The sequence below is a fragment of the Streptomyces sp. genome (genome assembly GCF_035563135.1).
Lineage (GTDB): Bacteria > Actinomycetota > Actinomycetes > Streptomycetales > Streptomycetaceae > Streptomyces.
The window spans coordinates 1-10,043 of record NZ_DATMVN010000588.1 but is presented as its reverse complement, the minus strand read 5'-3'; the positions used below and the strand labels follow the sequence as shown (position 1 = coordinate 10,043).

At 73.3% G+C, this 10,043-nt stretch carries 10 protein-coding genes and 1 pseudogene; 5 read left to right on the top strand and 6 right to left on the bottom strand.

From position 1 onward, the window contains the following. The 5 genes from trpM to lgt all read left to right on the top strand — a co-directional run. Nucleotides 1–156: tryptophan biosynthesis modulator TrpM (gene trpM / locus VN520_RS39700; protein ID WP_414719958.1), on the top strand; the 156-nt coding region annotated here is incomplete at its 5' end. Between the two features lie 131 nt (nt 157–287). Beyond that, complete coding sequence (trpB, locus tag VN520_RS26360; RefSeq protein ID WP_325749439.1) at nt 288–1,568, top strand: tryptophan synthase subunit beta; 1,281 nt, start codon at nt 288–290, stop codon at nt 1,566–1,568. Beyond that, nucleotides 1,565–2,377 (top strand): tryptophan synthase subunit alpha, encoded by an 813-nt coding sequence (gene trpA / locus VN520_RS26355; RefSeq protein ID WP_325749438.1) that lies wholly within the window; start codon nt 1,565–1,567, stop codon nt 2,375–2,377. The genes trpB and trpA overlap by 4 nt, the downstream gene beginning before the upstream one ends. A gap of 75 nt (nt 2,378–2,452) precedes the next feature. Further along, the gene (locus tag VN520_RS26350) at nt 2,453–3,277 is read left to right on the top strand and encodes a DsbA family protein (RefSeq protein ID WP_325749437.1); all 825 of its coding nucleotides are present in this window, start codon (nt 2,453–2,455) and stop codon (nt 3,275–3,277) included. Nucleotides 3,278–3,374: 97 nt separating this feature from the next. After that, nucleotides 3,375–4,379 carry a prolipoprotein diacylglyceryl transferase gene (gene lgt / locus VN520_RS26345; RefSeq protein ID WP_325749436.1) on the top strand — a complete coding sequence of 335 codons (1,005 nt, stop codon included), beginning with the start codon at nt 3,375–3,377 and terminating at the stop codon, nt 4,377–4,379. A gap of 74 nt (nt 4,380–4,453) precedes the next feature. Here the strand turns inward: lgt and VN520_RS26340 are convergent, their stop codons facing one another. The 6 genes and pseudogenes from VN520_RS26340 to VN520_RS26315 all read right to left on the bottom strand — a co-directional run. Then, nucleotides 4,454–5,272, bottom strand: a complete 819-nt coding sequence (locus VN520_RS26340; protein ID WP_325749435.1) for a CoA ester lyase — start codon at nt 5,270–5,272, stop codon at nt 4,454–4,456. Continuing rightward, nucleotides 5,269–6,465 (bottom strand): CoA transferase, encoded by a 1,197-nt coding sequence (locus tag VN520_RS26335; RefSeq protein ID WP_325749434.1) that lies wholly within the window; start codon nt 6,463–6,465, stop codon nt 5,269–5,271. Before VN520_RS26335 ends, VN520_RS26340 begins: the two co-directional genes overlap by 4 nt. Continuing rightward, nucleotides 6,462–7,346, bottom strand: coding sequence for a ribokinase (gene rbsK, locus VN520_RS26330; protein ID WP_325749433.1), 885 nt, complete (start codon nt 7,344–7,346; stop codon nt 6,462–6,464). Before rbsK ends, VN520_RS26335 begins: the two co-directional genes overlap by 4 nt. Then, complete coding sequence (locus tag VN520_RS26325; RefSeq protein WP_325749432.1) at nt 7,343–8,710, bottom strand: ADP-ribosylglycohydrolase family protein; 1,368 nt, start codon at nt 8,708–8,710, stop codon at nt 7,343–7,345. Before VN520_RS26325 ends, rbsK begins: the two co-directional genes overlap by 4 nt. After that, on the bottom strand, nt 8,707–9,903 hold the full coding sequence (locus VN520_RS26320) for an ADP-ribosylglycohydrolase family protein (RefSeq protein ID WP_325749431.1): 1,197 nt from the start codon (nt 9,901–9,903) through the stop codon (nt 8,707–8,709). The genes VN520_RS26325 and VN520_RS26320 overlap by 4 nt, the downstream gene beginning before the upstream one ends. Continuing rightward, nucleotides 9,839–10,043, bottom strand: a pseudogene (locus VN520_RS26315) (ADP-ribosylglycohydrolase family protein); the annotation flags it as partial. The gene VN520_RS26320 and the pseudogene VN520_RS26315, both read right to left, overlap by 65 nt.

The following is a 10,043-nucleotide window of genomic DNA, read 5'->3' as shown; positions in this document are numbered from 1 at the left end:
CGCCACCCTCAGCCGAGGCGCTGCGCGCCGCCCTTCTGGCACCGCGGCTGCCGCGCCCCCGCCCGGCGTGTGCACGGCCGGCGCGTGCGCTACGTGATCGGTGACGAGCCCGGACAGGTCAACGGCATGCGATGGCGCACGGGGTCCGCGCCGTAGCGAGCCCCGGCCGTCGCCCCCGTACAGGGGATCCGCACGTCCCACCGCACCGACCGTCCACCGGCCGGCGTGGCGCTCCGCTCATGGCGCATACGGTGACACCACCCGTTGCGATTCGAGGAGCACGTCGCATGTCGTCCGACTTCTTCATCCCGGACCCCGAGGGTCTGATCCCCAGCGCCGAGGGGTACTTCGGCGCGTTCGGTGGCAAGTTCATCCCGGAGGCGCTGGTCGCCGCCGTGGACGAGGTCGCCGTCGAGTACGACAAGGCCAAGGCGGACCCGGCCTTCGCCGCCGAGCTCGATCAGCTCATGGCCGACTACACGGGCCGGCCCAGCGCCCTGACGGAGGTCCCGCGCTTCGCCGGGCACGCCGGAGGCGCCCGCGTCTTCCTCAAGCGCGAGGACCTCAACCACACCGGCTCGCACAAGATCAACAACGTGCTCGGCCAGGCCCTGCTCACCAAGCGCATGGGCAAGACCCGCGTGATCGCGGAGACCGGAGCCGGCCAGCACGGCGTCGCCACCGCGACCGCCTGCGCACTCTTCGGGCTCGAATGCACCGTCTACATGGGTGAGATCGACACCGAGCGGCAGGCGCTGAACGTGGCGCGGATGCGGATGCTCGGCGCCGAGGTCGTCGCCGTGAAGTCCGGCTCCAGGACCCTCAAGGACGCCATCAACGAGGCGTTCCGCGACTGGGTCGCCAACGTGGACCGCACCCACTACCTCTTCGGCACCGTGGCCGGACCGCACCCCTTCCCCGCGATGGTCCGTGACTTCCACCGGGTCATCGGCGTCGAGGCCCGCCGCCAGATCCTGGAGCGTACGGGCCGGCTGCCGGACGCCGCCGTCGCCTGCGTCGGCGGCGGCTCCAACGCCATCGGCCTCTTCCACGCCTTCCTCCCGGACGCGGGCGTCCGGCTGATCGGCTGTGAACCCGCCGGACACGGTGTGGAGACCGGTGAGCACGCGGCCACCCTCACCGCCGGTGAGCCCGGAATCCTGCACGGCTCGCGCAGTTACGTCCTCCAGGACGAGGAAGGCCAGATCACCGAGCCGTACTCGATCTCGGCCGGACTCGACTACCCGGGCATCGGCCCCGAGCACGCCTACCTCAAGGACGTCGGGCGCGGCGAGTACCGTGCGGTCACCGACGACGCCGCCATGCAGGCGCTGCGCCTCCTCTCCCGCACCGAGGGGATCATCCCGGCCATCGAGAGCGCGCACGCGCTGGCCGGGGCCCTGGAGATCGGGCGGGAGCTCGGCGAGGACGGGCTGATCCTGGTCAACCTGTCCGGCCGCGGCGACAAGGACATGGACACGGCAGCGCGGTACTTCGGGCTGTACGGCGGTGCCGACGCGGTCGTCGAGGCCGATGTGGCCGACGGAGAGGAAGAGGTCACCAAGTGAGCGGCAACCGAGAGCTTCTCGAATCGACGCTGGCCCGGGCGGCGTCCGAGGACCGGGCGGCGCTCATCGCCTACCTGCCCGGCGGCTTCCCGACCGTCGACGGCGGCATCGCGGCCGTCAAGGCGGCCGTCGCGGGTGGCGCCGACGTCATCGAGGTGGGGCTCCCGCACAGCGACCCGGTGCTCGACGGGCCCGTCATCCAGACCGCGGACGACATTGCGCTGCGCGGCGGGGTCAAGATCGCCGACATCATGCGCACGGTCCGTGAGACGCACGAGGCGACGGGCGCGCCGATCCTCGTCATGACGTACTGGAACCCCATCGACCGGTACGGCGTCGAGCGCTTCACCGCCGAGCTCGCCGAGGCGGGCGGCGCCGGGTGCATCCTGCCCGACCTGCCGGTCCAGGAGTCCGGACCGTGGAGGGAGCACGCCGAGAAGCACGGTCTCGCCACCGTCTTCGTCGTCGCCCCGAGCAGCAAGGACGCGCGCCTCGCCGCCATCACGGCGGCGGGCTCCGGTTTCGTGTACGCCGCCTCGCTGATGGGTGTCACCGGCACCCGCGAATCGGTCGGCGAGCAGGCCCAGGACCTGGTGCGCCGCACCCGCGCCACCACGGACCTGCCCGTCTGCGTGGGCATCGGCGTATCGACCGCCGAGCACGCCCGGCAGGTCGCGGGCTTCGCCGACGGGGTGATCGTCGGCTCGGCCTTCGTCAAGCGGATGCTGGACGCCCCCGACGAGGCCGCGGGGCTCGCCGCCGTCCGCGCGCTGGCGGGTGAACTGGCCGAAGGCGTTCGAAAGCGCTGACAGCGGCCGTCATCCGTACGGGTGGACCTGGGGCCGGGGAGGCGCTGCCGCGCCTCCCCGGTTCGTTCACGCATCGTGAGTGAGAAGAACCAAGACCGAAACAGAGCCGCGCGTGACCGGCTCGTCCAGCAGCGTGAGCAGCACCGGGCGCGGGAGCGCCGCCGCCGCACGCTGATCGTCTCGGCCGCCGTGGTGGGGGTGCTCGCGCTGGCCGCAGTGATCGGCGTGATCGCCGCCGACGCGGGCAGGAGCGACAAGGACAGCGAGGCCGGGCCCGCAGTCGTCCCGTCCGGGGCGACGGGGGAGGACGGGCTCGCCCTCCGGGTGGGAGCCGACGACGCGCCGTCCACGCTCACCGTCTGGGAGGACTTCCGCTGCCCGGCCTGCGCCCAGTTCGAGAACGCCTTCCGCGACACGGTCACGGAGCTCGTGGACAGCGGGCAGCTCAAGGCGGAGTACCACCTGGTCACGATCATCGACGGCAATCTCGGCGGCAGCGGGTCGCTGCGCGCGGCCAACGCCGCCGCCTGCGCCCAGGACGCCGGCAGGTTCGCCCCGTACCACGACGTCCTCTACCGCAACCAGCCCCCGGAGACCGACGACGCCTTCGGCGACAACGGCAAGCTGATCGAGCTGGCCGGCAAGGTGGACGGCCTGGACACCCCCGCCTTCCGCAGCTGTGTGGAGGAGGGCACCCACGACAGCTGGGTCGAGAAGTCCGGCAAGGCGTTCACCGAGGGCGGGTTCGAGGGCACACCGGCCGTCCTGCTCAACGGCGAGCCGGTCTTCCCGAAGAAGGGGGACGAGCAGATCTCCGTGGCCAATCTCAAGAAGTGGGTCGCGGAGGCCGGCAAGGGCAAGGAACCGGGCACCGCCCGGCCCGCACCGCCGGCGTCCTGACACGCCCCTGCGGCCGCGTCGCGCCGGGTCCCGTTATCCATAAGTTGCCGGACGGCTTGCCGTACGTCCCGTCCGGCAGGGTAGCGTCGTCCTCGTCATGAACCTTGCCTTCATTCCCAGCCCGTCGACCGGGGTGATCGAGCTCGGCCCGATCCCGCTCCGCGGCTACGCGTTCTGCATCATCATCGGTGTCTTCGTCGCCGTCTGGTTCGGCAACAAGCGCTGGATCGCCAGAGGCGGCAAAGCCGGCACCGTCGCCGACATCGCCGTCTGGGCCGTGCCCTTCGGCCTGGTCGGCGGCAGGCTCTACCACGTGATCACCGACTACCAGCTGTACTTCAGCGACGGTGAGAACTGGGTGGACGCCTTCAAGATCTGGGAGGGCGGCCTCGGTATCTGGGGTGCGATCGCGCTCGGCGCGGTCGGTGCCTGGATCGGCTGCCGCCGCCGTGGGATCCCGCTCCCGGCCTGGGCCGACGCGCTGGCCCCCGGCATCGCCTTCGCCCAGGCGATCGGCCGCTGGGGCAACTGGTTCAACCAGGAGCTGTACGGCCGGAAGACCGACGTCCCCTGGGCGCTGGAGATCAGCGAGGGCACGAACCGGGTCGCGGGCACCTACCACCCGACCTTCCTCTACGAGTCCCTGTGGTGCGTGGGCGTCGCGTTCCTGGTCATCTGGGCGGACCGCCGCTTCAAGCTCGGACACGGCCGGGCCTTCGCCCTGTACGTCGCGGCGTACTGCGCGGGACGCGGCTGGATCGAGTACATGCGGGTGGACGAGGCGCACCACGTGCTGGGCCTCCGGCTCAACGTGTGGACCGCGATCATCGTGTTCGTGCTCGCAGTGACGTACATCGTGATCTCGGCGAAGGTGCGCCCCGGGCGCGAGGAGATCGTCGAGCCCGCCGCGGTGGACCTCACCGGGGACGACGGCGAGAAGGAAGCCGACGCTTCCTCCGCCGACGCGTCCTCCGCCGAGACCGCGTCCTCCGCCGAGACCGCGTCCGCCGGCTCCGGCGCGCTCTCTTCCGATGCCGTCGCTCCCGAGGCGGAGGCGTCCCCGGAGGCCGACGGGACCCCGCAGAGGGCCGACAGGAGCTGACGCTCCGCAGACCGCCGAAGGGACCGCCGGACCGCACGGGTCCGGCGGCCCCTTCGCGTACGCCGCCGTCCGCCTCAGCGCCGCCGCGCCAACGACAGCGTGCGTTCCGCGGCCGCCACCACCGCGGCGTCGACGAACCTCCCGTCCGGCAGGGCCTGCGCCCCGGACCCGGCCCGGGACGCCTCCAGGATCTGTTCCGCCGCCTCGGCCTCGCGCGCCGTGGGCCGGAACGCCCGTTCGATGACCGGGAGCTGCCGGGGGTGGATCGCAGCCCGGCCGAGCAGGCCGAGCTCCCTGCCGTGCGCACAGGACGACCGCAGCCCGGACAGGTCCCGGACATCGGGGTACACCGACATCACGGGCGGGTCGAGCCCGGCGGCCCGGGCGGCGATCACCACACGGCTGCGCGGCCAGTCGAGTCCCGCATCGTCCCGCACCCCCAGATCCGCCCGGAGATCCGCCTCACCCAGTGCGACACCCCGTACGGAGTGGTGCGCCCCGGCGATCGAGTACGCGTGTTCGATCGCCAGGGCCGACTCCAGCAGCGGATAGAGCGGCACACCGGGCGCCAGAGCCGCGACATGATGCACGGACCCCGCATGGGTGATCTTGGGCAGCCGCATCCCGGACAGCCCCGGCAGCCCGGCCAGCGCCTTGACGTCGTCCTCACCATGGACCCGGACATGGACCGGCACCGCCGACGGGTCCACCGTGACCGGGTCCGAGAGGAGCTCCGCCGTCGCCCTTCGCGCGTACTCCTTGCGGTCCGGGGCGACCGCGTCCTCCAGGTCGACGATCACCACGTCCGCGCCGGAGCCGAGCGCCTTACGGACCACCCCGGGCCGGTCCCCGGGCACGTACAGCCAGGTCAGCGCCGTCTCCGGGCGGCTCACAGCACGCCCTCGTCCCGCAGCGCCTCGATCGCCGGCGCGGAGAGGCCGGCCTCCGCCAGGATCTCGTCCGTGTCCGCTCCGTGCGGCCGGCCGGCCCAGCGGACCGCCCCCGGCGTCTCCGAGAGCCTGAACAGCACGTTCTGCATCCGCAGCGGCCCCAGCTCGGGGTCGTCGACCTCGGTGATCGTGCCCAGCGCCCGGTACTGGGGATCCTCCATCACATCCCGTACGTCATGGATGGGCGCGATCGCGGCCTCGGCCTTCTCGAAGGCGTCCACCGCCTCCCCCCGGGTGCGCCGGGCGATCCAGTGGCCCACCGCCTCGTCGAGTTCGTCGGCGTGCTCGGCGCGGGTGCTCCCGGCGGAGAACCACGGCTCCTCGATCAGTTCCGGGCGTCCCACCAGGCGCATCACGCGTTCCGCGACCGACTGGGCGGAGGTCGAGACGGCGACCCAGTGGCCGTCGGCGGTGCGGTAGGTGTTGCGCGGGGCGTTGTTGCGGGAGCGGTTCCCGGTGCGCGGCTGCACATAGCCGAGCTGGTCGTACCAGAGCGGCTGCGGCCCCAGCACCGTCAGGATCGGCTCGATGATCGCCATGTCCACCACCTGTCCGCCCCCGGTGCGCTCGCGTCCGGCCAGCGCCGTCATCACCGCGTACGCCGTGGCGAGCGCCGCGATCGAGTCGGCGAGCCCGAACGGCGGCAGGGTCGGCGGCCCGTCGGGCTCCCCGGTGACGGCGGCGAAGCCGCTCATCGCCTCGGCGAGCGTGCCGAAGCCCGGCCGGTGCGCGTACGGGCCCTTCTGCCCGAACCCCGTGACCCTGGCCAGCACCAGCCGGGGGTTGACGGCGCGCAGCTCCTCCCAGCCCAGGCCCCAGCGCTCCAGGGTGCCGGGCCGGAAGTTCTCGATGATCACATCGGTGCCGGCGGCCAGCCGCAGCAGCACGTCCCGGCCGCCGGGGGAGGACAGATCGAGGGTCAGCGTGCGCTTGTTGCGTCCGAGCAGCTTCCACCACAGGCCGATCCCGTCCTTCGCGGGGCCGTGACCGCGCGAGGGATCGGGCTTCCGGGGGTGCTCGACCTTGATGACCTCGGCCCCGAAGTCCCCGAGCATGGTGGCCGCGAGCGGCCCGGCGAAGAGCGTGGCGAGGTCCAGGACCCGCAGGCCGGTGAGGGGCGCAGCCGTCGTGTTCATGCGGCCTCGATCTCGCTGCGGTACGGCATGGACGTCGAGGCGCCGGGCCGTTGCACGCAGAGCGCGGCCGCCGCCGAGGCCCACGCCAGCGCCTCCGGCACGGTCCGGCCCTCACCGAGCGCCACGGCGAGCGTGCCGGCGAAGGTGTCCCCGGCGCCGGTCGTGTCGACGGCGGTGACCTCGGGGGCCGGGAGGAGGACCGGTTCGCCGCCCCGGGCCGCGTACAGGCAGCCCTTCCGGCCGAGCGTGATCACGACCTCGGGGACCTCGCGGAGCAGGATCTGCGCCGCGGCGTGCGGTTCTTCGTGTCCGGTGAGCGCGGCGGCCTCGTGCTCGTTGGGGATCAGCAGGTCGACGGCGTCCAGCAGGCCGGACGGCAGCGGCTGTACGGGGGAGGGGGTGAGGATCGTCCGCACACCGCAGGCCCTGGCCGTCCGAGCCGCTTCGGTCACGGCGGCCATCGGGAGCTCCAGCTGCAGGAGCAGCAGGTCCGCCGCCGCGACGGCTGCCTTCCCGTCCGGGCCGAGCGTGGTCACCGTGCCGTTCGCGCCGGGGATCACCACGATCGCGTTGGACCCCTCGTCGTCGACGACGATGTGCGCGGTGCCGCTGGGCCCCGCGACGGTGTGCAGCAGTTCCGTGTCCACGCCGGCGTGCTCCAGATCCGTCCGGAGCAGCGAGCCGTACTCATCGGTCCCCACCGCACCGATCATCACCACGTCGCCTCCCGCGCGGGCCGCGGCGACGGCCTGGTTGGCCCCCTTGCCGCCGGGGACGGTCCGGAACTCCCGTCCGGTGACGGTCTCCCCGCGCCCGGGCGCCCGGGTGACGTAGGCGACCAGGTCCATGTTGGTGCTGCCGAGCACCGCGATCGCTGTCATGGGCGGCGTACCTCCTGATAGGTCAGTTCCGCGAGGGTGTCGAAGCCGATGGAGCCGAATCCGCGTACGGACGTGGCGAGGCGGTTCTTGAGCGGGGCGGTCCAGCGGTCGGGCAGCGCGGCGGCGTGCCCGGCCAGCAGGCCCGCGAGCGAACCGGCCGTCGCGCCGTTGGAGTCGGTGTCCCAGCCGCCGGACACCGCGCAGCCGATGGAGCGGCTGAAGTCCCCGTCCGCGTGGGTGAGGGCGGCGGCCAGCAGCGCCGCGTTGGGCAGGACGTGCACCCAGTGGTGGGTGGCCCCGTAGGCGTCGTGGAGAAGGTCCACGACCGTGTCGAAGTCCCGCTCGGTACGGGCCGTCCGGATGCCCAGGCGCACCGCGTCGGCGTACCGGGAGCGGGGCGGCACCACCCGCAGCCCCGCCGCCAGGCAGCCGTGCACATCCGTCCCGCCGCCGGCGGCCTCCGCCAGGGCGGCGGCGGTGAACATGGCCCCGTACACCCCGTTGGCCGTGTGGGTGAGGACCGCGTCGCGGTGGGCCTGCTCCGCGGCGGCCCCCGGGTCGCCGGGATGCGTCCAGCCGTGCACGTCGGCCCGGATCCGGGCGCCGATCCACTCCCGGAACGGGTTGCGGTGGCGTGCGGTGTCCGGCGGTTCGATGCCGTCGAGCAGATTGCGGTACGCGATGCGCTCGGCGGTGAAGACACGGCCGGCCGGGAGTTCGCCGAGCCACAGCCGGGCGAGGTCGGACGTGCTGAACCCGCGTCCGTACCGCTGGAGCAGCAGGACGGTCAGCAACGGGTGGTCGAGGTCGTCGTCCTCCGGCATCCCGTCGATGTTCTCGGCGAGGGAGGTGGGCGCCGAGCGCCGGTTCCAGGGGTGGGCGGCAGCCAGTTCGGCGGGCAGCCCCCGGGCGGTGAACCAGGTGGTGAGCGGCCAGTTGCCGGTGGCGCGGGCCAGGGCGCGGATGCCGGCCAGGGGCAGCTTCTCGACCGGTTTGCCCAGCAGGCAGCCGGCGGCCCGGCCCAGCCATGCCGCGTGCAGCCGGTCGGGTCCGATCTCCGCCGGGTGGGTGCGCGGGGCCGGCCAGCGCGGGCAGGCGGCGCGGATCCGGGACAGACCGGTCGGCTCGTCGGTCTCCAACGGGCTTTCCAGTGCCGCGAGTTCGTCCAGCAGGCGCTCGGCGAGTGTGCGCAGCCCGCGCGGCACGGAGTTCTTCGAGGCCCCCGCACGCTCCGGCGCGGGCAGGCCCCCGGCCGCGTACCAGCGCTGTTCGATGTCCCCGGTGTCCCTGCCGTCCTGGGCGGCCTGGCGCAGTTCGTGGCCCACCAGGTCCTCCGGCTGGACCCATGTCAGGCGTACGGTCACCGGCCGTCGCCCGTCAGCGCGGCGAAGGCCGCCTCGTGTGCGCGGCGCCGCTCCGTGTCCCGTGCGAAGATCTCACGGGCCACCTCCGCCAGGACCCGCGCCGGGGCGTGCAGATCGAGGCGGCTGGCCTCGGCGACCGTCTTCACCCAGGTCTCGGGGATCGCCTGTTCGCCGTGGAGGGCACCCGCGAGCGCGCCGCTCATCGTCGCGATCGAGTCGCAGTCACGGCCGTAGTTCACCGAGCCGAGCACCGTGTGCCGGTAGTCGCCGTCGCCCACGAGCAGCATGCCGAGCGCGACCGGCAGTTCCTCGACGGAGTGCAGCCGGGAGGGGCGCCGGGCGCCGAGCGAGGGGTCGCGGTAGTGGGGACCGACCGTGTCGAACGGGGCGACGGCGGCGCGCAGCGGCACCAGCGCGGACTCGAAGTCCGTGTAGCGGGGCGCCACTTCGCACACCGACTCGATCGCCGACCGGGTGCCGTCCTTGGCGAGGGCCAGAGCGGCCTCGACGACGGAGGCGGGGGTCGCGTCCGGGGCGCACGCGGCGGCGACGGCGGCGGCCAGGACCCCCGCCGCCTCCCGGCCGTACGAGGACTGGTGGGCGCCCGCGACATCCAGCGCCTCCGCGTACGCCGCCTCCGGATGGGCGGCGTTCACCAGGCCGACCGGGGCCATGTACATCGCCGCCCCGCAGTTGACGATGTTCCCCGAGCCCGCCTCGCGGGGGTCGGCGTGCCCGTAGTGCAGCCGCGTGACGATCCACTTCTCGGCGAGGAAGACCCGTTGCAGGGGGAGCGCCTCGGCCTCCAGCTCCGGGATCCAGCGGGGCCGTGACATCAGGTCCGGGACGAGGTGGTCGGCGACGGAGTACGCGTCGAGATGACCGCGCACCGTCCCGTACACCCGGACCAGCGCATGGGTCATCAGGGTGTCGTCGGTGACGTGCCCGTCACCCTTGTGGTACGGGGCGATGGGGCGCGCCGTGCGCCAGTCGTCGCCGTACCAGGGCCCGACGACACCGGTCACCCGGCCGCCGTGGCGCTCGGCGATCTGCTCGGGTGTCCAGCCCTCGACGGGGCCGCCGAGCGCGTCCCCGACGGCCGCGCCGACGAGTGCTCCGGTGATGCGTTCATCCAGGGTGAGCGTCGTGGTGGTCGTGCCGGCCGCGAGCGGTGCGGAGGTTTTGTGTGCCATGCCGGAATTGTCCACCCGGGGCGGCCGGTTCCGTGGCTGCCAGCAACCCGGCGAGTTCGATGAGGTCCGTTCCGGCGAGCCGGGGCAGCGCGCACCCCGCCAGCGTCCGGCAGGCCTCCCGCCAGCCCGCGGGCACGGTC